Annotated in this window: 20 protein-coding genes; 6 read left to right on the top strand and 14 right to left on the bottom strand. The window is 72.9% G+C overall.

The annotated features are described in order from the left end of the window. Positions 1–10: 10 nt before the first annotated feature. The 5 genes from I2501_RS25565 to I2501_RS25545 all read right to left on the bottom strand — a co-directional run bounded on the left by I2501_RS25565 (position 11) and on the right by I2501_RS25545 (position 4,533). The gene (locus tag I2501_RS25565; protein WP_196196539.1) at positions 11–1,345 is read right to left on the bottom strand and encodes a DUF58 domain-containing protein; all 1,335 of its coding nucleotides are present in this window, start codon (positions 1,343–1,345) and stop codon (positions 11–13) included. Beyond that, positions 1,342–2,421: an AAA family ATPase gene (locus tag I2501_RS25560; protein ID WP_196196538.1), complete on the bottom strand. Its 1,080-nt coding sequence runs from the start codon at positions 2,419–2,421 to the stop codon at positions 1,342–1,344. The genes I2501_RS25565 and I2501_RS25560 overlap by 4 nt, the downstream gene beginning before the upstream one ends. Positions 2,422–2,533: 112 nt before the next feature. After that, on the bottom strand, positions 2,534–3,187 hold the full coding sequence (locus tag I2501_RS25555; RefSeq protein ID WP_196196537.1) for a hypothetical protein: 654 nt from the start codon (positions 3,185–3,187) through the stop codon (positions 2,534–2,536). Continuing rightward, the gene (locus I2501_RS40725) at positions 3,184–4,176 is read right to left on the bottom strand and encodes a DUF4129 domain-containing protein (RefSeq protein ID WP_196196536.1); all 993 of its coding nucleotides are present in this window, start codon (positions 4,174–4,176) and stop codon (positions 3,184–3,186) included. Before I2501_RS40725 ends, I2501_RS25555 begins: the two co-directional genes overlap by 4 nt. 132 nt (positions 4,177–4,308) lie before the next feature. Beyond that, positions 4,309–4,533, bottom strand: coding sequence for a hypothetical protein (locus I2501_RS25545; RefSeq protein WP_408022785.1), 225 nt, complete (start codon positions 4,531–4,533; stop codon positions 4,309–4,311). Positions 4,534–4,596: 63 nt separating this feature from the next. Here I2501_RS25545 and map point away from each other — a divergent pair, with 63 nt between their 5' ends. Further along, positions 4,597–5,454 (top strand): type I methionyl aminopeptidase, encoded by an 858-nt coding sequence (map, locus tag I2501_RS25540; protein ID WP_196196610.1) that lies wholly within the window; start codon positions 4,597–4,599, stop codon positions 5,452–5,454. A gap of 42 nt (positions 5,455–5,496) precedes the next feature. Here map and I2501_RS25535 read toward each other — a convergent pair whose 3' ends face one another. The 8 genes from I2501_RS25535 to lysA all read right to left on the bottom strand — a co-directional run bounded on the left by I2501_RS25535 (position 5,497) and on the right by lysA (position 13,936). Further along, on the bottom strand, positions 5,497–6,213 hold the full coding sequence (locus tag I2501_RS25535) for a bifunctional DNA primase/polymerase (RefSeq protein WP_196196535.1): 717 nt from the start codon (positions 6,211–6,213) through the stop codon (positions 5,497–5,499). Between the two features lie 193 nt (positions 6,214–6,406). Then, positions 6,407–6,994: a hypothetical protein gene (locus tag I2501_RS25530; RefSeq protein WP_328806616.1), complete on the bottom strand. Its 588-nt coding sequence runs from the start codon at positions 6,992–6,994 to the stop codon at positions 6,407–6,409. 138 nt (positions 6,995–7,132) lie between these two features. Further along, the gene (locus I2501_RS25525; RefSeq protein WP_196196534.1) at positions 7,133–7,777 is read right to left on the bottom strand and encodes a response regulator; all 645 of its coding nucleotides are present in this window, start codon (positions 7,775–7,777) and stop codon (positions 7,133–7,135) included. A 72-nt stretch (positions 7,778–7,849) separates the two neighbouring features. Beyond that, on the bottom strand, positions 7,850–9,199 hold the full coding sequence (locus tag I2501_RS25520) for a sensor histidine kinase (protein WP_196196533.1): 1,350 nt from the start codon (positions 9,197–9,199) through the stop codon (positions 7,850–7,852). Positions 9,200–9,260: 61 nt separating this feature from the next. Continuing rightward, complete coding sequence (locus tag I2501_RS25515) at positions 9,261–10,091, bottom strand: ABC transporter permease (protein ID WP_196196532.1); 831 nt, start codon at positions 10,089–10,091, stop codon at positions 9,261–9,263. A gap of 30 nt (positions 10,092–10,121) precedes the next feature. Beyond that, complete coding sequence (locus tag I2501_RS25510; RefSeq protein WP_196196531.1) at positions 10,122–10,919, bottom strand: ABC transporter ATP-binding protein; 798 nt, start codon at positions 10,917–10,919, stop codon at positions 10,122–10,124. A 118-nt stretch (positions 10,920–11,037) separates the two neighbouring features. Then, positions 11,038–12,513: an amino acid permease gene (locus I2501_RS25505; RefSeq protein ID WP_196196530.1), complete on the bottom strand. Its 1,476-nt coding sequence runs from the start codon at positions 12,511–12,513 to the stop codon at positions 11,038–11,040. 124 nt (positions 12,514–12,637) lie between these two features. After that, complete coding sequence (gene lysA / locus I2501_RS25500; protein ID WP_196196529.1) at positions 12,638–13,936, bottom strand: diaminopimelate decarboxylase; 1,299 nt, start codon at positions 13,934–13,936, stop codon at positions 12,638–12,640. Between the two features lie 141 nt (positions 13,937–14,077). Here lysA and I2501_RS25495 point away from each other — a divergent pair, with 141 nt between their 5' ends. Next, complete coding sequence (locus I2501_RS25495; RefSeq protein WP_196196528.1) at positions 14,078–15,307, top strand: PucR family transcriptional regulator; 1,230 nt, start codon at positions 14,078–14,080, stop codon at positions 15,305–15,307. 111 nt (positions 15,308–15,418) lie between these two features. Beyond that, on the top strand, positions 15,419–17,029 hold the full coding sequence (locus I2501_RS25490) for a phytoene desaturase family protein (protein ID WP_196196527.1): 1,611 nt from the start codon (positions 15,419–15,421) through the stop codon (positions 17,027–17,029). Positions 17,030–17,047: 18 nt separating this feature from the next. Here the strand turns inward: I2501_RS25490 and I2501_RS25485 are convergent, their stop codons facing one another. Next, complete coding sequence (locus I2501_RS25485; RefSeq protein WP_196196526.1) at positions 17,048–17,728, bottom strand: TetR/AcrR family transcriptional regulator; 681 nt, start codon at positions 17,726–17,728, stop codon at positions 17,048–17,050. A 200-nt stretch (positions 17,729–17,928) separates the two neighbouring features. Between I2501_RS25485 and I2501_RS25480 the strand changes: the two genes are divergently transcribed. The 3 genes from I2501_RS25480 (at position 17,929) to I2501_RS25470 (ending at position 22,194) form a co-directional block, all read left to right on the top strand. Then, a complete protein-coding gene (locus I2501_RS25480) occupies positions 17,929–19,347 on the top strand; it encodes an aldehyde dehydrogenase family protein (RefSeq protein WP_196196525.1) in 1,419 nt (472 codons plus the stop codon). 52 nt (positions 19,348–19,399) lie between these two features. Beyond that, positions 19,400–20,488 (top strand): Zn-dependent alcohol dehydrogenase, encoded by a 1,089-nt coding sequence (locus I2501_RS25475; RefSeq protein ID WP_328806614.1) that lies wholly within the window; start codon positions 19,400–19,402, stop codon positions 20,486–20,488. Between the two features lie 92 nt (positions 20,489–20,580). After that, positions 20,581–22,194: a peptide chain release factor 3 gene (locus I2501_RS25470; protein ID WP_196196524.1), complete on the top strand. Its 1,614-nt coding sequence runs from the start codon at positions 20,581–20,583 to the stop codon at positions 22,192–22,194. Positions 22,195–22,226 lie beyond the last annotated feature (32 nt).

Here is a 22,226-nt window from a genome sequence, read left to right as displayed (position 1 = left end):
TCAGCAGTGGTCATCGCAGCCTCCCCTGGATGCGGGTGCGCATGAGCGGCGCGAAGCTCAGGTCGAGGGTGCCGCCCTCCCAGGGCGTCACCGGGATGCCCTTCTCGGTCAGGCTGAACCGCAGCGCCTGCCGGTCCAACCGCCACAGCCGCAGCGCCAGTTGTTCGAGGACGTTGCCGCCGTCGACCCTCGGGTCGCCGATCGGGATCTCCACCACGACCACCGGGTTGCCGCGCTCGGCCAGCCCGCCGAGGACGCCCATCATCCGGTTGTCCGCCAGCGGCGTCACCGCGTGGACCAGCGCGCCGTGCGGCAGTGCGGGCGGGGGCAGCCGGTTCAGGTCCGGTGTGTCGTAGGCGAGGTCGCGGCGGACGTCGAGCACGGTCTGCACCAGGCGGTAGAAGTACTGGTCGCCCTGGCCCGGTTGGAGCCAGTGCAGGCGTCCGCCGACGGAGACCACGCCGACCCGGTCGTGGCTGCGCAGATACGCACGGACGATCCCGGCGGCCACCCGCAGCGACTCGTCCAGGCTGGAGCCGCCCGTCGACGGGTCGCGCATGTCCGCGAAGGCGTCCAGCAGCACGACCACGTCGGCGGCCCGCTCCGAGGCGAACTCCTGCAGCTGGATCGAGCCGCGGCGGGTGGTCGCTGACCAGTTGATCCTGCGCTGCCGCTCGCCCCAGACGAAGGGCCGGACACCGACGATCTCGACGCCCTCGCCGTGCTGCCGCGAGGTGTGCTCGCCCAGGTTGCCCGGCAGCCGCACCGGAACGGGCGTCAGACCGCCCTCCGCGGGCACCGGGAAGATCTCGACCTGACCCAGGTCGACGCGGACCGTCCGGCGGCGCAGCCCGCCCAGGTCGTAGAGGTCGACGTCGACGGAGCCGAGCGACCAGCGTCCCCAACGGCGGGCGACGAAACCCAGCGTCAGCTGCGCGCCGTCGGTCTCGACGGAGACCAGCTCCGCGCCCGCGCCGGGGACCACGCCCGGGTCGATCCAGTCGGCGGCCCCGGCGAAGGCGACGGTGAAGCGCGCCGTGATCGGCTCGCCCTCGAAGACCCGGTCGCTGGAGCGGCGCACCCCGCCGCCCGCGAGCACGGGCCGGGAGGTGATCCGGTGCGGGGCGAGCGCGGCGAAGAGCAGCAGGCAGAGCGGCGCCGCCGCCAGGGCCAGCAGCCACGGCTGGCCGGTCAGCAGCGCGGCCACGACCGCGGCGACCGCCACCGAGCCGAGCCGCAGCGCGCGTTCGCCCGGCCGGACACCCTCCTCGATCCGGGCCGGGGTCTCCTCGTGCCCGACGCCCTGCGGCTGCCCGTCCAGGGCCCGGGCTACCGGGTGGATCATGCCCCGACCGGCGCGTCGGCCGGCTTGCCCGCCGCCGGGACGCCGGAAGCGCCGGAGGACGGCTGCGCGGGCGTCTGTGTGGCCGTCCGCGGCGTCGTGCGCGGGGTCGGGACGCGCTGCACGACCCCGGCGACGACGTCGTCGGCGGTGATCCGGCGCACCCACAACTCCGGCTTGAGGGTGACCCGGTGGGCCAGCCCGGGGATGGCGACCGCCTTGACGTCCTCGGGGACGACGTAGTCGCGTCCGGCCATCACCGCGCGGGCGCGGGCCAGTTGGACCAGCGCCAGCCCGCCGCGCGGGGAGGCGCCGACCTGGATCTGCGGGTTGCCGCGCGTGCCGTCGATCAGCGCGACCACGTAGTCGACCAGGTCCGAGTCGACCTCGACCCGCTCCAACGCGTCGCGCATGGCGACCAGTTCGGCCGGGGTGCCGAGCGGGGTCAGCACCGCCTCGGGGGTGGTGCGGTCGAGGCGGCGGCGGAGCATGGCCGCCTCGTCGGCGACCGGGAGGTAGCCCATCCGCACCCGCAGCAGGAACCGGTCCAGCTGGGCCTCGGGCAGCGTGTAGGTGCCCTCGTACTCGATCGGGTTGTCGGTGGCGATGACGACGAACGGCTCCGGCAGGCGACGGGTGGTGCCGTCGACGGAGACCTGGCCCTCGGCCATCGCCTCCAGCAGCGCGGCCTGGGTCTTCGGCGGCGTGCGGTTGATCTCGTCGGCCAGCAGCAGGTGGGTGAAGACCGGGCCGGGGCGGAAGACCATCTCGCCGGTGCGCTGGTCGTAGAAGGGCGCGCCGGTCACGTCGGAGGGCAGCAGGTCGGGGGTGAACTGGATACGGCGGAAGTCCAGGCCGAGCACGGTCGCGAAGGACCGCGCCAGCAGCGTCTTGCCGAGGCCGGGCAGGTCCTCGATCAGCACGTGGCCGCCCGCCAGCACGCCGAGCATCACCAGCTCCAGCGCGGCGCGCTTGCCGACGACGGCGCGCTCGATCTCGTCGAGGACGGCGTGGGCGCGGACGCCCGCCTCCCTGGGGGTCAGCCTGGGGGTCAGCTGGTCGGTCTCGGGGCCGCTCACGGTGCTCCTCTTCGGCGGATCAGGTGGTGCAGTTCAGAGATTCACAGATCAGGGATTCAGGTGGGTCGGGCAGGCGGACGCGTCGTTCGGGCGCGACGTTCGAGCAGCTCGTTCACAGCGTCTCCAGGCGGGCCACCAGCGCTTCGAGCACCGCCTGCGGCACCGGCCGGGTGATCGGCAGGTCCGGCGTCCCGGCGGCGCGGGCGACGCGCAGCGCCCTCGGCGTACGGGGCACGCGGGGGTCGAGCCACGGCCACAGCTCGCGGCCGATCACCGCGGCGGCGCGCTCCGGCTGTGCCCGCAGCGAGATGCCGTGCCGCTCGGCGAGCCGGACCTCGTAGAGGCGCAGCAGCAGCGGGTAGAGGTGCAGGCCGTAGCCCTCGGCCGTGTTGGCCGCGTCGGTCAGCGCGAGGCCCCAGTAACGCAGGGTCGGCTCGCGGCCGACGGCCAGCCGGGTACGGCGGCGGTAGCCGCTGTCCATGCCGGAGGCGCCGAGCGCCCAGCGCGTCCCCCAGAACAGCGCGCCGACCAGCACCGCCCCGCCAACGGACGCCCCGGCGATGCCGCCGACCAGCCCGAGGAGGGCCACGCAGACGGCCCCGAAGCCCAGCAGGATCAGCAGCGGCACCCCGTCGACGCCGAACAGCCGCGACCGGTCGGTGACGCCCCCGTCCTCGTCCCCGTAGGCATCTCCGTAGGCGTCCCCGTCCGCGTGCACGACCGGGGCCGCCCAGGCGGGCAGACGGTCAGGCATCTGATCGGTCATCGGAGTTCGGCCTCCTCGGACTTCCCGGTCTCCTCGGACGCGTCGGGCAGGCTGATCCCGCCCTCGGCGGCGGCCCGGGCCAGCTCGGCGGCGATGGTGTCCAGCGCGGCGGCGGCCTGGTCGCGCTGGTGCTCGGCCATGGGGTGGGTCGAGTAGCGGGCCTCACGGAAGAGGTCGGTGAGCGTCCGCACCGACGCCTCGTCGACCGCGCCGGAGAGCACCACCCGTTCGAGCAGCTCGGCCGGGGTGTCGGCGGTGCGGCGGCCGATGCCGCCCTCGGCCAGCGAGGTCTCCATGGCCGCGTAGCAGGCGATGATCGCGGCGCGGGCGTCCGTTCCGGCGAGGGCCTGCTGACCGGCCGTCACCGCCTCCGCCAGCGCCTCCTGCGGCTCCCCCACGACCACCGCGGTACCCGGCAGCTGCCCGCCGCCGGAGCTGACGGAGACCCAACGGCTCACCATCACGGCGAGCGCCACGACCAGCGCGATCCCGGCCAGGGCCAGCACCGCCAGCAGCAGGGTGGAGAGCGAGAACGGCAGGTGCGCTCCGCCGCTCGACCGGCCCGGCTGGGTCACCGGCGCCTGGGCCTGCGCCGGCCCGTGGGTCTGGCTCGGGCTGGGCATCACGCCGGGCTGGACCGGGAACTCGTCGACCCCCGGGGTGTGCGTCCCGAGCAGCATGAGCCCGACGGTGGTCACCACCGCGGCCAGCACCACCCCGGGCACGACCAGCGAATCGATTCTCTCGCGGACCGGCCCGGCCTCCGTCGCCCGGTCCTGCCAGGCGCGGAACCGCCCCACCAGCACGAAAGCGAGGATCAGCACGACCAGGATCGCAAGCGGCCAGTCCGACTTGACCGGGCCCATGCCGTAGGACGTGGCGCCCTGCGCCGCGTTGAGCGAGAGCGCGGCGAGGGCGAGCGCCACGGCCGCCGTCAGCACCGCACCCAGGCGCGCGCCCTTCCGCCGCTGCTGACTGCGCTGTGCCACGTACGTTCCCCCGGCTCGCCCCTGTGTGGGGACACCCTGCCACAGCTGCGCCACCCCCGTCAGGGGGGCATCAGGGATTCGCCCGAGATGGACCGTATACGTCACGTCCCGAGCGGGTCACTGCTCGACGGATCACTGCCAGCGCGGGTCGTTGTCCCACTCCTCGTTGCGCTCGGCGGCGCGCTCCAGCGCGTGCGAGGCGGCCTCCGCCGTCGGGTAGGGGCCGAGCCGGTTGCGCGCCGGACACTCCGGACCCTCCTCCACCGCGGCGTGCTTGAGGCACCAGAACCACTCGCCGGGCTTGCCCGTCGGCTGCTTCGCCATCGCGTCCTCCTGCTCGTGCTGCGTCAGCGTCATGGGTGATCGCTGTCGTCCGTGCTGCATCGCTGCGTCCATGGTGATGCTTCCCGCTTGACTAGGATGACCACCATGGCGCTTCTCGTCCCCGGAACCCTTTCGCCCACCCGTACCGTCCCGGCCCACATCCCGCGGCCCGAGTACGTCGGCAAGAAGGCACCCACGCCCTACACCGGTCCCGAGGTGCAGACGGCCGAGACCGTCGAGAAGATGCGGATCGCCTCGCGCATCGCCGCCCGGGCGATGGACGCCGCAGCCGCCGTGATCGCGCCGGGCGTGACCACGGACGAGCTGGACCGGATCGCGCACGAGTACATGTGCGACCACGGTGCCTACCCGTCCGACCTCGGCTACCGGGGCTTCCCCAAGTCCATCTGCACCTCCGTCAACGAGGTGATCTGCCACGGCATCCCGGACTCGACCGTGCTGCAGGACGGCGACATCGTCAACCTGGACGTGACCGCGTTCATCCACGGCGTCCACGGCGACCTCAACGCCACCTTCCTCGTCGGCGACGTGGACGAGGAGTCCAAGCTGCTGGTCGAGCGGACCCGCGAGGCGACGCGGCGCGGCATCGCCGCGGTCAAGCCGGGACGGCAGGTCAATGTGATCGGCCGGGTGATCGAGTCCTACGCCAAGCGCTTCGGCTACGGCGTGGTGCGGGACTTCACCGGGCACGGGATCAACACGTCGTTCCACTCCGGGCTGATCATCCCGCACTACGACAGCCCCTACGCGACCACGGTGATGCGTCCGGGCATGACGTTCACCATCGAGCCGATGCTGACCCTGGGCGACTACCACCACGACGTCTGGGACGACGGCTGGACGGTCGTCACCAAGGACCGCAAGCGCACCGCCCAGTTCGAGCACACGCTGGTCGTCACCGAGACCGGCTCGGAGATCCTGACCCTGCCGTGACCGCGGGCCCTCGTTGCGCTCAGGCGCTCAGGCTTCAGGCGCTCAGCGGATCATCCACTGCTCGCCGAGCGCCGGGGCGCCGACCGCGGCGCAGGCGTCGGTGAGCACGTCGAGCAGGCGGACCGGGTCCGGCAGCGGCTCGTCGGGGCTGCGGATCCACCCGGCGTCGGCGCCGTCGACAAGGCGGGACGGCGGCAGCAGCACGTAGCTGCCGCGGGTGTGCCAGCGCAGGCCGGGGTGGTCGACCTGGTCGTCCTCAGGCAGGGTGTCGAGCTCGGAGGTCCACCACTCGTCCTCGTCCAGCGGGGAACGGGTCGTGGTGAAGAAGAGCCAGCGGTCCTGGCCCACCGAGGCGACCGGTCCGGCGGCGACGCCGGCCTCCGCGAGCCGGTCGAGGGCGAGGCGTCCGGCCTCGGCGGGGACGTCCAGGACGTCGTGGACCCGGCCGGTCGGGGTGATCGCGTTGGCGTCCGGGTCGCGGCTGAGCCAGCGGGCGATCTGGTCCGGGTCGGTGGTGGCCTGGGTCTTCCAGGCGAAGGAGAGCGGGTGCTGGGCCGGGGCCGGACAGCCGACCCGCTCACAGGAACATCGGAAGTCGACCGCGTGCGCGGCCGGGGCTACCGGGAAACCGGCGCGTGCGGCGTCGAGCAGAGTGCCCAGCCGTCTGGCGCGCTCCGCAGCGGCATCCGCCTCGGCCGGGCGACCGCCCGGACGGACCCACCTACGCCACCAGGCGCCGATCCTGCCCGCCGAATCCACTCGAGCCCCTTTCGCGCCCGCGCCCGGGATCACCGGGGCACGTACAGAGCAGGATACGGCTGCGCGGCACCCGACATGTGCCAAGGGTGCCCGTCCGGGACGAGAGATGGGTCTCACCCACCGTTCCCATCACGCGCACGGGCACCTGGAGTTGGGCAGAAGCGGGTCGCCGGCGGGTCGGCAGCGGGACCGGTCAGCTGTTGACCATCTGGGTCAGCTGGCTCGCGGCCGGGACCTGGTTGGTCACGTTCAGACCGTTGGCCGCGCCGGCACTCTTGAAGCCGTCGACCACGCTGTTGACCTGGTTGACGTCGGCGTCGGAGGCGTTGCCGCCCTTGATCTTCGACGGCAGGCTCTTCAGGTTGTCCACCGCGCCCGAGAGCGCGTCCGTCGCCTTGGAGAGCGTCGGATCGCCCTTGGCGTCGTTGAGCGCGGCCTTCAGCCGGTTGTAGGTGAAGGCACCGGCGAGCCCGCCCTTGATCAGCGCGGCGGTGCGGCCCTTGGTGCCCTTCTTGAACGTGCCCGCCTTGAAGGGCTTGTAGATCCACTGGTAGGCCGCGCCCGCCGCCAGCGAGGCGTTGAGCACGAACTTGGTCTTGGCCAGCTTGACCCGGTCCGCGCTGGTGCTCGGCGAAGCGGCAGCGGCGGCGGCGGCCTGACCGGCGTTGACGCTGCTGCTGGCCGACTTGCTGCTGGACGAGCAGGCGGGCAGCACCAGCAGCGCGCCGGCCGTGGTCACGGCGACGAGGGACGTACGGACGCGAGCGGTTTGCAGCGACACGGTGAAGCCTCCGTTGGTTCGGACACGTTCTGCAACGCTCACATGTCCCCGGCGCTCCGGCGCGCTACTGCCCCCCGAACGAGTGATATTGACGCGACCTGTGCTTGCGCGCCCCATGATCGCGTGTTCACGCCCCGCTCAAGCGCCCAAATAGCGCAGTACGGCCAGCACCCGGCGGTGGTCCGCGCCCGAGACCGGCAGGTCCAGCTTGAGGAAGATGTTGGCGACGTGCTTCTCCACCGCGCGCTCGGTCACCACGAGCTGCTCGGCGATCGCCGCGTTGGAGCGGCCCTCGGCCATCAGGCCCAGCACCTCCTGCTCGCGCGGGCTGAGCCGGTCCAGCGAACCGCGGGCCGGGCTGGCGCCGACCAGCTGGGTGACCACCTCCGGGTCCAGCGCGGTGCCGCCCGCGGCGACGCGCTCCAACGCGTCGACGAAGTCGGCGGTGTCCAGCACCCGTTCCTTCAGCAGATAGCCGACGCCGGCCGAGCCGCCGGCCAGCAGCCGCGCGGCGTACTGCGTCTCCACGTACTGGGAGAAGATCAGCACCGGCAGGCCGGGACGCTGCCGCCGCAGCTCGATCGCGGCGCGCAGGCCCTCGTCGGTGTGGGTGGGCGGCATCCGGATGTCGCTGACGACGGCGTCGGGCGCGTACGCGGCGGCGGCCGCGAGGAGCGCGGACGCGTCGGGGACGGCGGCGACCACCTCGTGGCCCTCGTCCTCCAGCAGTTGCACCAGGCCCACCCGCAGGATCGCGGTGTCCTCGGCGACGACGATGCGCATCCGGCCCACTCCTCCTCTTCTCCGTGTCTTCTCTGTGCTGGTCAGGGGCTTCTCCGTGCTGATCAGTGCCGGTCAGTGCCGGTCGAGCTCGACAGTGACGGTCGTCGGGCCGCCCGGCGGGCTGTCCACCACGAGGCAGCCGCCGGCGACCCGGACCCGTTCCGCCAGGCCGCGCAGGCCGGAGCCCGCGCCGGACAGCGTCGCGCCGCCCCGGCCGTCGTCGGTCACCAGCAGCCGGAGCCGTCCGTCGCCCTCCAGCACCGTGATCGACGCCGAGCGCGCCGCACCGTGCTTGGCCGCGTTGGCGAGCAGCTCGGCGGCGGCGAAGTAGAGCATCGTCTCGACCGCCGCCTGCGGTCGCCCGGTGACGGCGACCCGGACCGTGGTGGGCAGCGGCGCGCGTGCGGCGAGGGTGGTCAGCGCAGCCGTAAGGCCCGAGTCGAGCGCGGGCGGATGGATGCCGCGGACGAGTTCGCGCAGCTCCTGGACGATCTCCCGGGTCTCGGCGCGGGCCTCGGCGATCAGTTCGGCGGCCCGTTCCGGCTCGCCTCTGGTCAGCCGCGACCCGGCGCGTCCGAGCCGCATGCCGAGCGCGACGATCCGGGCCTGCGCACCGTCGTGCAGGTCGCGTTCGATCCGGCGCAGCGTGGCGGCGGCCTCGTTGATGACCAGCTCCCTGGTCTCCTCCAGCTGGGCGACCCGCCGTTGCGCCTGGGAGGGGCCGAGCAGCCGGAGCATCAGCGCCTTGTCCAGCGCCAACGGCCCCCGTGCCACCCACGGCCAGGCCAGCAGCACGAGCGCCCCGAACAGCACCACCAGCAACGCGCGCGGCCAGGTGTCGAAGGCGAAGCCGCCGACCCCCAGGCCCGGGTTGCCGGGGTGGGTTCCGGAGCGGGTGCCGGAGTGGGTGGCTGTGTGCGCCTGGAGCTGCCAGATCAGCGGGTAGAGCAGGAAGATCACGCCGTAGCACCACCAGGCGAAGCCCAGCAGGAACTGGACCAGCCCGAGCGGGACGCGGATCGCCAGATAGCCGACGGCCCGCCAGGCGGACACGTCGGCCAGGTTGCGCGCCAGGAACCCGGGCAGGCCGCCCCCGCCCGGCGGTCTCGGCGGCACCGGGATCTCGACGTCGAGCAGCACCCGCGCGATGCCCCGGTACGCGCCGGCCAGCACCCGGTCCAGCGCCAGCACGAGCGGGAGCAGGGGCAGCAGCAGCACCCCGCCCGACAGCAGGCCCAGCACACAGGTCACCAGCACGACCGCCAGGCCGACCAGGGCGAACGGCGCGCTCAGCAGCGAGTAGAGCAGCTCCCGCCAGGTGCGCGGCGCGAACGGCTCCCGCAGCGCCCGCGCGGCGACGTCCCGGGCGCGCACGGGCGCGGGCTGCGGCGCCGGTTGCGGCGCGGGCGGGGGCGCGGACATGGGCACAGTCTCGCTCATTCCTTGATCGCGTGAGCTGCGGAACGACGGCGCCGCGGCCCGTTCAGACGTTGCGTCGCCGGAGCATCAGATGCGCGGCGGCGTAGAGGACCGCCGTCCAGCCGAGCAGGATCAGCGCGCCCTGCCACGGCGCGTAGACGTCCGAGACGTTGTGCCCGCTGCCGAGCATCACGTTGGCCGCGGCCGGGAGCGCCTGCGCGATGTGCGCGCCGACGTTCCCCGGCAGGGCCTGGAAAGCTGCCGGGAGCACGAACTGGAGCCCCAGGACGGTGGCCACCGCTCCGGCGGTGTGCCGGATCAGCGTCCCGATGCTCAGCGCCAGCACGCCGGTCAGCGCCAGGTAGACGCCGAAGCCGAGCACGCCGCGCAGGGTCGTCGCGTCGGCCAGCGGGAGCGAGGCGTGGGCGGCGGTGATCGAGGAGCCGATCAGCAGCGACGGCACCGCGACCAGCACCCCGAGCACGAAGAGCACGGCCGCGAAGACGGTGGCCTTGGCCGCGAGCACGGGCGTCCGGCGCGGCGTGGCCAGCATGGTGGAGCGGATCATCCCGGTGGAGAACTCCGAGGCGACGAAGAGCACGCCGAGCACGCAGGCGGCGATCTGCGCCCACTGCGCGCCGGGTTGGAGCACCAGACCGAGGGTGTCGTGGACGAACTCCTGCCGGGAGTTCGGGCCCATCGAGTTCCAGCTGCCGGTCAGCAGCGCGGGCACCAGGATGTTGAAGCCGATGCCCAGCACGGTCAGCACGCCCAGGCACCACCAGGTGGAGCGCAGGCTGGTGAACTTGGTCCGCTCGCTGCGCAGCAGGTCGCGGAAGTCCGGTGTGTGCCGGGTGGCGGCCGGACCGGTCGGAAGGGCGGCAACGGTGGTCATGTCGACGGATCCTCTCTGGCTCAGGCCGACTCAGGCGGCGGCGTACTGGACGCTGTCGGCGGTCAGGCGCATGAACGCCTCCTCCAGCAGCGCGGGCCGGGCGACCTCCGGCGTGGCGGCGTAGACGTCCGGGTCGGTGTGGCGCCGGATGAACTCGGCGGTGCTGCAGTCGGCGAGGAGTCGGCCGCGGCCGATGACGAGGAGGTGGTCGGCGGTGACGGCCATCTCGTTCATCAGGTGCGAGGAGACCAGCACGGTGCGGCCCTCGGCGGCGAGGCGCTTGATCAGGGTGCGGATCCAGAGGATGCCCTCGGGGTCGAGGCCGTTGACGGGCTCGTCGAGGATCACGATGCGCGGGTCGCCGAGCAGCGCGGCGGCGATGCCGAGGCGCTGGGCCATGCCGAGCGAGAAGCCGCCGGCCCGCCGGTCGGCGACGTCGGCCAGGCCGACCAGGTCGAGCACCTCGTCGACGCGGGTGGCGGGCAGGCCCTGGGACTGGGCCAGGCAGAGCAGGTGCTTGCGGGCGGTGCGGCCCTTGTGGAAGGCCTTGGCCTCCAGCATCGCGCCGACCTCGGCGAGCGGGCGGGAGAGCTCCGCGTAGGGGCGGCCGTTGATCAACGCCTCGCCCGCGTCGGGGCGTTCGAGGCCGAGCAGCAGCCGCATGGTGGTGGACTTGCCCGCGCCGTTGGGGCCGAGGAAGCCGGTGACCACACCGGGTCGGACCTGGAAGGTGAGGGCGTCGACGGCGGCCCGGCCGCCGTAACGGCGCGTCAGATCGCGGGCCTCGACGGCCGCCTCGGGGGCTGGGGTGGCTGAGGGGGAAGTCATGCCTCCACCCTGCCGAGCACGGGCAGGGCCGGACGAGGGCGCAGCCACCCGTTCCGGGAGGTGGGGCTACCACGAACCCGGGACGGGTGGCTGCACGTCGGTCGTACGGAACCGCAGCTCAGTCGGCCATGACCGGCCCTGCGTCGAGCGGCTGGTCGTCACCCTTCGCGCGGCCCAGCCGCGAGTGCTTGCGGCTGTAGCCGAAGTAGACCGCCAGGGCCAGCACCAGCCAGCCCGCGAAGAGCAGGAAGGTGTTGGCGGGCAGGTTCCAGATCAGGTAGAGGCAGAAGATCACGGACAGCGCCGGGACCACCGGGTAACCCGGGACCTTGAAGCCGCGCTTGAGCAGGGGCTCGCGCACCCGCAGCACGATCACGCCGATGGAGACCACGGCGAAGGCGACCAGGGTGCCCATGCTGGTCAGGTTGGCCAGCCAGTCCAGCGGCACGAAGGCGGCCAGCACGGCGATGAAGGCGCCGACGATCAGGGTGTTGCCGACGGGGGTGCCGGTGCGCGGGTTCACCTTGCGGAAGACCGGCGGCAGCATGCCGTCGCGGCCCATCGAGTACAGGATGCGGGTCTGGCCGTAGATGACGACCAGGGTGACCGAGACGATGGAGATGACCGCACCCGCGGAGAGCAGTGCGCCGGGCCAGTTCTGGCCGGTGACCCGCTGGAGGATCGCGGAGAGGCCCGCGTCCTGGCCGTTGAAGAGGGTCCACTTCTGCGCGCCGACGCCGACCAGGGCGACCACGCAGTAGAAGGCGGTGACCACGACCAGCGCGCCGATCAGCGCGCGGGGCAGGGTCTTCTGCGGGTTCTTGACCTCTTCACCGGCGGTGGAGACGGCGTCCAACCCGATGAAGGAGAAGAAGACCGAGGATGCGGCGGCGCTGATGCCCGCGAAGCCCATCGGGGCGAAGGGGTGCAGGTTGGCCGAGTGGAAGCCGGTGATGCCGATGACCACGAAGAGGACCAGCACGGCGAGCTTGATCAGCACCATGATCGTGTTGACCAGCGTCGACTCCTTGGAGCCGCGCATCAGCAGCAGGCAGCAGAGCACCACCAGGACCACGCCCGGCAGGTTGACGTAGCCGCCGTCGCCGGGCGGCGCGGATATCGCCGCGGGCATGGTGACGCCGAAGAGCCGGTTGGTCAGGTCGTTGAGGTACTGGCCCCAACTCACCGCGATCGCCGAGCCGGAGACCGCGTACTCCAGCAGCAGGCAGGAGCCGACCACCCAGGCCGCCAACTCGCCGAGGGTGGCGTAGGCGTAGGAGTACGACGAGCCGGAGACCGGCACCGCCGAGGTGAGCTCCGCGTAGCAGAGGGCGGTCAGCGCGGCCGTGATCGCGCCGATCACGAAGGAGAGGATGACGGCCGGGCCCGCCTCAGGGACGGCCGTGCTGAGGGTGAAGAAGATACCCGTACCGATGGTCGCCCCGACGCCGATCATCGTGAGCTGGAAGGTGCCCACGGTCCGGCGCAGCCCGCCGCCCTGCTGGCTTTCCGCCTGCTCGGAGTCGGCCAGGAAGGCCGACACCGGCTTGCGCCGCAGCATCTGCTGACGGAGTCTCACATCGTTCGGGGGCATGGGCACAGGGCCTTTCGCTGGGCAGGGCGGGTGGTTCGCCGTTCCCGGACGTGAGGTACGGGACGGGAAGTGGGTGGGGGTGAGCCCTCGGCTCGGACTTTCGTGGGGAGTTACGGCGTGGGGGTTACGGCAGGTCGCGGCGCATCAGGTCGGCGTAGGTCTCGCGGCGGACGACGGCGCGGTGCGCCCCGTCCTTGACGAAGACCACCGGGGGCCTGCGGGCGCCGTTGTAGTTGTTGCTGAGCGCGTAGGTGTACGCGCCGGTGACCGGGACCGCGATCAGGTCGCCGACCTGCGGGTCCTGCAGCGGGACTCCGGCGCTCAGGGTGTCGCCGGACTCGCAGTGGCGGCCGACCAGGCGGCACAGCTCGCCCTCCCCGGTCGGCCGGGTGGCCACGGCGGCCTCGAAACGCTGCTGGTAGAGCGAGACTTCGAGGTTGTCGCCCATGCCGCCGTCGACGGCGACGAAGGTGTGACCCCCGCCGCGCTTGACCGAGACGACCCGGTAGAGCGAGACCCCGGCCTCGGCGACCATGGAGCGGCCCGGCTCGATCAGGATCCGCGCGTCGGCGGGCAGCAGCCGCCTGGCCACGTCGATCATCGCGTCCAGGTACTCCTCCACCGTCGGCGGGCGGTCCGCGTAGGTGTAGCGGGAGCCGAGCCCGCCGCCCAGGTCGTAGACGGCGAACTCGCCCAGCTCGGCGACGGCCTCGACGGCCTGCGCGAACGGCGCGGTGTCGAGGATCTGCGAGCCGACGTGGACGTGGACGCCGTCCAGCCGGAGCCGGTCGCTGCCGCGCAGCCGGGCGATGGCCTCGCGGGCCTGGGGCAGCAGCAGGCCGAACTTGGAGCCGTTCTGGCCGGTGGAGATCGCCTCGTGGGTGTCGGGGCGGATGTCCGGGGTCACCCGGACCAGCACGGGCTGCTCGCCGCCGGTGGTGGCGTTCGCGGTGTCGCGGAGGATCTTCTCCAGCTTGTCGATGTCGTCGAAGTTGTCGACGACGATCGTGCCCGCGCCCGCCTCGACGGCGAGCCGCAGCTCCTCCTCGGTCTTGGCGTTGCCGTGGACGACCAGTCCGGCCGGGTCGGCCCCGGCGGCCAGGGCCAGGGTCAGCTCGCCGCCGCCCGCGACGTCGATGCCCAGGCCCTCCTCGGCCAGCAGCCGGTAGACGGCGGTGCAGGGGAAGGCCTTGGACGCGAAGGTGGCGCGGGAGTTCGGCCAGCGCGCGGCCAGGCCGTCGGCGTAGCGGCGGGCTCGGGCACGGATCGCAACCTCGTCGACGACCAGCGCGGGGGTGCCGTAGGTCGCGGCGAGCTCCGGGGCCGGGACGCCGCCGAGGACCAGGGCGCCCGATCCGTCGAGGGTCGTGCCGGGCGGGAAGAGGCCCACCAGATCAGCCCCTGGATCCCGCTGCGCCGCCATGGGCATCTCCTCGCGTCTGTCCCGTGTCATGCGGGTTCTTCCGCATTGTTTGCTTCTGTCGTCACTCCCCCGAAAAGTGCTCGCCTTATGTTCAGGCCCACGTCATGTCGAGTCATTGGCGATTTCGCCTAAGATCGATGCATGAAGATGGCGAATCTGCCGACCCATAGTGGGACAAGCGAGGAGTTGTACGCCCTCGCCGACGCCATCGGGGCGGTCACCGGCGGGGCCGTGGCCATCGAGGACCTGGACCACCGGGTCCTGGCCTACTCGACGCTGCCCGACCAGCGCATCGACGAGCACCGCCGCCAGGGCATCCTGGAGCGCCGGGTTCCGAACCACCAGCCCGAGCAGCTGGCCCAGTACCGCGAGGTCATGGTCGCGCCGGGCGTGGTCCGGCTGCCGGTGCTGGCCGAGGCGGAGCTGCCGCGCGCCGCCGTCGCCATCCGCGCCGGGCACCGGCCGCTCGGCACCATCTGGGCCATCGAGGGCGACAAGCCGATCGACGCCGAGGGCGAGCGCGCCATGGTCGACGGCGCCCGGCTGGCCGCGCTGCACATGCTGCGCCGCCGGAGCGCCGCCGAGCTCGACCTCCAGGCGCGCGAGGACGCGCTACGCGCCGCGCTCCGGGGCAGGCGCACCGCGCGCGAGGTCCGCTTCGAGCTGGGCCTGCCCGGCCAGCGCCCGCTCGCGCTGCTCGGCTTCGCGCCGGTCGCGCCGGAGTCGGGCGGCGGCGACGCCGCCGGTGACGACCTGCTGGTCCGGCTCGCCGCGGCGTCCACCCGGCACTGGCCGGCCGTCCACGCGGAGGCCTCGGTGGCCACCGTCGGCCGCACCGTCTACGTGCTGCTGCCGCTCGACGAGGCGGTCTCCGCGTTCGCGACCGCGCGCCGCCTGGGCGAGCAGGCCGCCGCCGTGCTGGACCTCAGCGTGGAGACGCCGCTGCGCGCCGCCGCCTCCCGGATCGGCTACGGCCCCGAGGAGCTCCCGGACCTGCGGGCCGAGGTCGACGACGTGCTCCGGGTCACCACCGCCGACCCGAACGCGCCGGGCTTCGCCACGCTCCAGGACACCCACGCCCGCGTGCTGCTCGCCCACGTCGCCGACGAGTTGGCCCGCCGTCCCCGGCTGCGCCACCCCGGCATCGACGCGATGCTGGAGCACGACCGGACCAAGGGCACCTCGTTCGCCGACTCGGTCACCGCCTGGCTCGACGCGCTCGGCAACGTCGGCGAGGCGGCGGCGAAGCTGACGATCCACCCGAACACGCTCAAGTACCGGCTCCGGCGCGCGAACGAGCTCTTCGCGATCGACCTCGACCACCCGGACGACCGGCTCTCCTGCTGGCTGCAGCTGCGTATGCCGCGCTGAGGGCGTGCCGCTGCGGCTCCTCCGTCCAGACGAAAACCGGCTGATCCTGCGGCTGCCGATGACCGGCACGAACCTGGTGACACGCCGGAAAGCCCTGGTAGGACCGTCCCCATGAACACGAACGCCGCATCCGCGCCCGCCCCCGCCAGTTCCCGCTACGACGTCGTCGTGATCGGCGGCGGCCACAACGGACTTGTCGCCGCCGCCTACCTCGCCCGCGCCGGGCGACGGGTCGCCGTCCTGGAGCGCCAGGACCACGCGGGCGGCGCGGCCGTCTCCGCGCAGGTCTTCCCGGGCGTCGACGCCCGGCTGTCGCGCTACTCGTACCTGGTGAGTCTGCTGCCCCGGAAGATCACGGGCGACCTCGGGCTGCAGCTGGACCTCAAGCGCCGCCGCTACTCCTCCTACACCCCCTACGGCGCCGACGGCGGCCTGCTGGTCGACAACGGCGACGACGCGGCCACGGCGGCCGGCTTCCGCGCGCTGACCGGCGGGGACAAGGAGTTCGCCGCCTGGCAGGAGTTCTACGGCCGCACCCGCAAGGTCGCCGAGGCCGTCTTCCCGACCCTCACCGAGCCGCTGCCCGAGCGCGACCAGCTGCGCAAGCTGGTCACCGACGCCGCCGGTGAGGAGACCTGGCAGTCCCTCTTCGAGCGGCCGATCGGCGAGGCCGTCGAGTCCGTCTTCGCCGACGACCTGGTCCGCGGCATCGTCCTGACGGACGCGCTGATCGGCACCTTCGCCTCCGCGCACGACGCGTCGTTGCGTCAGAACGCCTGCTTCCTCTACCACGTGATCGGCAACGGCACCGGCGACTGGGACGTCCCGGTCGGCGGGATGGGCGCGGTGACCGGCGCGCTCATCGCCGCCGCGCGGGCGGCCGGGGCCGAACTGCTGACGGGGTGCGAGGTGACCTCCGTCCAGGCCGACGGCCGCAGCGCCGAGGTGCGCTACGTCGACGCGGCCGGGACCGAGCGGACCCTGGGCGCGGGGCACGTGCTCTGCAACGCCGCGCCGCGTGAACTGGCCCGGCTGGTGGGCGACTCCGCGCCGCAGCCGCCGGTCGAGGGCGCCCAGCTCAAGGTCAACATGCTGCTGACCCGGCTGCCCCGGCTCCGCGACACCTCCGTCGACCCGCACGCGGCCTTCGCCGGGACCTTCCACATCGCCGAGTCCTACCGGCAGTTGGAGACCGCCTACCGCCAGGCGGCAGGCGGCTCGCTGCCGAGCCCGGCGCCGTCGGAGATCTACTGCCACTCACTGACCGACCCGAGCATCCTCGGCCCGGAGCTCCAGTCGCGCGGCTACCAGACGCTCACGCTCTTCGCCCTGCACCAGCCCGCACGCCTCTTCACCGAGGCGTCGCGCGACGAGGAGCGGGAGGCCGCCCTGCGCGCGGTGCTGGCCCCGCTGGACGCGGTGCTCGACGAGCCGATCGCCGACTGCCTCGCCGTCGACGCCGACGGCCGCCCCTGCGTCGAGGCCCGCACCCCGCTGGACCTGGACGCCGACCTGGGACTCCCGGGCGGCAACATCTTCCACCGCCCGCTCGTGCTCCCCTTCGCCGAGGCCGCCGAGGCGGCGTCACCGGGCGCCGGCCGCTGGGGAGTCGGCACCCCGTACGCGTCCAACCTGCTCCTGTGCGGTGCGGGCGCCCCACGCGGCGGCGGCGTCAGCGGTATCCCCGGCCACAACGCGGCGATGGCGGTGCTGGGGAGGTGAGCACGTCCGCCTGCCGGCTCAGCCCTCGTAGCGGGCGCCGCGGAGGCGGGGTTCGAGGCCGATCCAGATGATCGACATCAGGCGCCGGGCCGTCTCCTCGGGCGGCTCGGGGCCGGTGTCGAGGACCCAGCCCGCGAGGGAGTCCGCGGCGCCGACGATCACCTGGGCCATCGCCGCGGCCTCGCCCCGGTCCGGGCCGGTGTCCTCGCCGTCGGCGCGGGTGCGCTCGCCGGCCGCCTCCCGGATCCCGCGGCGCAGCAGGGCGGTGACGGCGGTGACGACCTCGTGGCGGGCGGCGGTGACGTCCTCGACGACCGGCTCGCCCTGGGCGCGGGCCTGCTGGTAGAGGACTATCCAACTCTCCCGGTGCTCGGCGACGAAGCCGAAGAACGCGGTGAGCCCGCGGAACAGCTGCTCCCCCGGGTCCAGCGACGGATCGGCGGCGCTGGCGAAGGCGCTGATGATCCGGTCCGCCTCGCGGCGGATGCAGGCGGCGAAGAGCTCCTCCTTGGAGCCCAGGTAGAGGTAGAGCATCGGCTTGGAGACGTCGCAGGCCTCCGCGATCTCGTCCATCGACGCCGCGTGGTACCCGGAGCGCGAGAAGATGCGCACGGCCGCGTCGAGCATCTGCTGCTCACGCTGTGCCCGCGGCACGCGCTTGGCCTTCACGGGGGCCCCTTCCCGGGTGTCCGATCGCATTCTGCGAGTCTATGGGGTCAGCCTGGGAGTTCATCGCCGAAGGTGGGTACGGGATCGGGCGCGCGGAAGGCGCAACGTGACCCTCTGCACCCAGGTGGGGCCTTGCGTCGGCGCCCGCGAGAGATTTAACTAGCATCGCTAATTAACTTCACGACCCAACGTCACGACCCAACCTCACGACCGGCCCGGAGGGACTCGCGGTGGAGACCTACAGCGACCAGTACATCAACGGCGGCTGGACCCCCTCCCTCGGCGGGGGCGCGATCACCGTGCTGAACCCCGCCACCGAGGAGCCGCTGGCCACCGTCCCCGCCGGGACCGCCGAGGACGTGGACGCCGCCGTGGCCGCCGCGCGGGCCGCCGCGAAGGCGTGGGGGGCGACGGACAAGGAGACGCGGCTGCGCCACCTGACCGCGATCCGCGACGGACTCGCCGCCCGTCAGGGCGAGATCGCGGCGACCGTGACCGCCGAACTCGGCTCGCCCGTCGGCTTCGCGACCGCCGTGCAGGCCGGGCTGCCGCTCGGCGTCGCGAGCAGCTACCTGTCGATCCTCGCCGACTTCGAGTTCAGCGAGCGCGTCGGCAACTCCACCGTCTACGCCGAGCCCGCAGGCGTCGTCGCGGCGATCACGCCGTGGAACTACCCGCTGCACCAGATCGTCGCCAAGGTCGTCCCGGCGCTCGCCGCCGGCTGCACCGTCGTGCTCAAGCCCGCCGAGGACACCCCGCTGGTGGCGCGGCTGTTCGCGCAGATCGTCCACGAGGCCGGGCTGCCCGCCGGGGTCTTCAACCTGGTCACCGGCGTCGGCAGCGTCGCGGGCGCCGCACTCGCCGCGCACCCGGACGTGGACCTGGTCTCCTTCACCGGCTCGACCGCCGTCGGCCGGTCCATCGCCGAGCAGGCCGGGCGCGGCATCAAGCGCGTCGCACTGGAGCTCGGCGGCAAGTCCGCCAACGTCGTGCTGCCGGGCGCGGACCTGGCCCGCGCGGTGAACGTCAACATCGGCAACGTCTTCGCCAACTCCGGCCAGACGTGCAGCGCGTGGACGCGACTGCTGGTCCACCAGGACCAGTACGAGGAGGCCGTGGCCGTCGCCGCCAAGGCCGCCGCCAAGTACGTGCCGGGCGACCCGACCGACCAGGCGACCCGGCTCGGCCCGGTCGTCAACGCCAAGCAGCGCGAGCGGGTCCGCGGCTACATCCAGGCGGGCCTGGACGCCGGCGCGCGGCTCGTCGCGGGCGGCACGGACGCGCCGGAGGGCTGCGACACCGGCTTCTACGTGCGCCCGACCGTGCTCGCCGACGTCACCCCGGAGATGACGGTGGCTCAGGAGGAGATCTTCGGCCCGGTGCTGTGCATCCTCCCCTACCGCGACGAGGAGCACGCACTGGAGCTGGCCAACGGCACCCAGTACGGCCTGGCCGGTGGCGTGTGGGCGGCCGACGAGGAGACGGCGGTCGCCTTCGCCCGCCGGATGGACACCGGGCAGATCGACATCAACGGCGGCCGGTTCAACCCGCTTGCGCCCTTCGGCGGTTACAAGGGCTCCGGCGTCGGCCGCGAGCTCGGCAGGTTCGGTCTGGAGGAGTTCCTGCAGACCAAGTCCCTGCAGTTCTGAGCTCCTTGCGCACCTCCAGGCCGCAATCCCTTCCACACGAGAGGCTGTTCCCGTGACGACGACCGTCCGCGCCGCCCTGCTCACCGCCGTGGGCGCCCCGCTGGAACTGACCGAGATCGAGCTGCCCGCGCCCGGTCCGGGCCAGGTCCGGGTGCGCCTCGCGGCGGCGGGCGTGTGCCACTCCGACCTGTCCCTCTCCAACGGGACGCTGCGCGCGGCGACGCCGGTCGTCCTCGGGCACGAGGGCGCGGGGACGGTCGTCGCGGTCGGCGAGGGCGTCACCAAGGTGCGCGAGGGCGACTCCGTCGTGCTCAACTGGGCTCCGGCGTGCGGACACTGCCACCTGTGCGAGATCGGCGAGCCGTGGCTCTGCGAGAACTCGTACGCCGCCTCCGTCGAGACCTACGCCGCGTTGAAGGACGGCACCGGCGTCTTCCCCGGGCTCGGCGTCGCCGCCTTCGCCGAGGAGACGCTGGTCCGCGAGAACGCGATCATCCCGCTGCCGGAGGGCGTGCCGCTGACCTCGGCCGCGCTGCTGGGTTGCGCGGTGCTGACGGGGTACGGCGCGGTCCACAACGCCGCGCGGGTGCGGGAGGGCGAGTCCGCGGTGGTCTTCGGGCTCGGCGGGGTCGGCCTGGCCGTGCTGCAGGCGCTGCGGATCGCGGGCGCGGGCCCCATCGTGGCCGTGGACGTGACGCCGGAGAAGGAGGAGTTGGCCCGCCGCCACGGCGCGACCGAGTTCGTCCTCGCCGACGAGCAGACCGCCAAGACAGTCCGCAAGCTCACCGGCGGACACGGAGCGGACCACGCCTTCGAGTGCGTCGGCCGGTCGACGACCATCCGCACGGCCTGGAACTCGACCCGTCGGGGCGGGCGGACGACGGTGGTCGGCATCGGCGGCAAGGACGACCAGGTCTCCTTCTCCGCGCTGGAGGTCTTCCACTTCGCCCGGACGCTGACCGCCTGCGTCTACGGCAACGGCGTGCCGGAGCGCGACGTGCCGCTGCTCGCCGAGCACGTCCGCGCCGGCCGGCTGGACCTGGACGCGCTGATCACCGACCGGATCACGCTCGACGAGATCCCGGCCGCCTTCGACCGGATGAAGGAAGGCAAGGGCGGACGGTCGCTGGTCGTCTTCTAGCCACCGTGCGGGATTGATCATCTTCTTGGTCGGGCCGCCGCGCCCGGTAGAGTGGTGCGGTTGCCTGACTGCCGAAGGACCTGAGGAACGACGTGAGCACCGACTCCCCCGCCACCGCTGCCCAGGTCCTTGACGAGGCCTCGCGTCGCCGCACCTTCGCGGTGATCTCGCACCCCGACGCCGGTAAGTCCACGCTGACCGAGGCGCTCGCGCTGCACGCGCAGGCCATCACCTCGGCCGGTGCGGTGCACGGCAAGGGTGGCCGACGCGGCGTCACCTCCGACTGGATGGAGCTGGAGCGCGACCGCGGCATCTCGGTCACCTCCGCCGCCCTGCAGTTCGGGCACCGCGACCACGTGATGAACCTGGTCGACACCCCCGGTCACGCCGACTTCTCCGAGGACACCTACCGCGTCCTCTCGGCGGTCGACTGCGCGATCATGCTGGTCGACGCGGCCAAGGGTCTGGAGGAGCAGACCCGTAAGCTCTTCTCCGTCTGCCGCCACCGCGGCGTCCCGGTGATCACCTTCATCAACAAGTGGGACCGCCGCGGTCGCGAGGCGCTTGAGCTGCTGGACGACATCCAGAACATCCTGGAGATCACCCCCGTCCCGCAGGTCTGGCCGGTCGGCAACGCGGGCAACTTCCGCGGCCTGGTCCAGGCGGCCGACACCGAGGAGTTCATCAAGTTCACCCGCGTCCCCGGCGGCACCCACGAGGCCGAGGAGGAGCGGATGGACGCCGCCGCGGCCGAGGCCGTCGAGGGCGAGCTGTGGCCGACCGCGCTGGAGGAGCTGGAGCTCGCGCTCGACTCCGGTCCGGGCTGGGACCCGCAGGCCTTCCGCGAGGGCAAGATCACCCCGGTCTTCTTCGGCTCCGCGCTCACCAACATCGGTGTCAAGCTGCTGCTCGACGCCGTCGTGGACCTGGCCCCCTCCCCCGACGCCCGCGAGATGGTCGGCGGTGCCCGCCGGGCCGTCGAGGACGAGTTCTCCGGCGTGGTCTTCAAGATCCAGGCCAACATGGACCCGGCGCACCGCGACCGGATCGCCTTCGTCCGCGTCTGCTCCGGCGTCTTCGAGCGCGGCATGAACGTCACCCGCGCCGCCAGCGGCCGGACCCTGGCGACCAAGTACGCGCACACGGTCTTCGGCGCCGAGCGCACCGTGGCCGACACCTGCTACCCCGGCGACGTGGTCGGCCTGATCAACGCGACCGCGCTGCGCGTCGGCGACACGCTCTACGTCGGCAAGAAGGCCCAGTTCCCGCCGCTGCCCGCGTTCGCTCCTGAGCACTTCGCGGTGGCGCGGCCCAAGGACATCAGCCGTTCCAAGCAGTTCCGCAAGGGCATCTCGCAGCTGGACGAGGAGGGCGTGGTCCAGGTGCTGGTCTCGGACCGACGCGGCGACCAGGCCCCCGTCCTGGCCGCCGTCGGCCCGATGCAGTTCGACGTCGTCGTGCACCGGATGGAGCACGAGTTCTCGTCGCCGATCTCTCTGGACCGCCTGCCCTACTCCGTCGCCCGCGTCACCGACGCCGAGGGCGCGGCGGTGCTGGACCGCTCCCGCCTGGTCACCGGCGAGCCGCTGACCCGCCGCAGCGACAACGCGATGCTGGCGCTCTTCGGCGACAAGTGGCAGCTCAACAGCTTCGTCCGGGGCAACCCGGACGTGAAGCTGGAGACGCTGATCGCCACGGCGGACTGATCCGGACTGATCCACCCCCTCGCCCGGAAGCC

This window comes from Streptacidiphilus fuscans (assembly GCF_015690355.1).
GTDB lineage: Bacteria > Actinomycetota > Actinomycetes > Streptomycetales > Streptomycetaceae > Streptacidiphilus > Streptacidiphilus fuscans.
The sequence above is the reverse complement of the archived record's forward strand: the minus strand, read 5'-3'. Positions and strand labels throughout refer to the sequence as shown.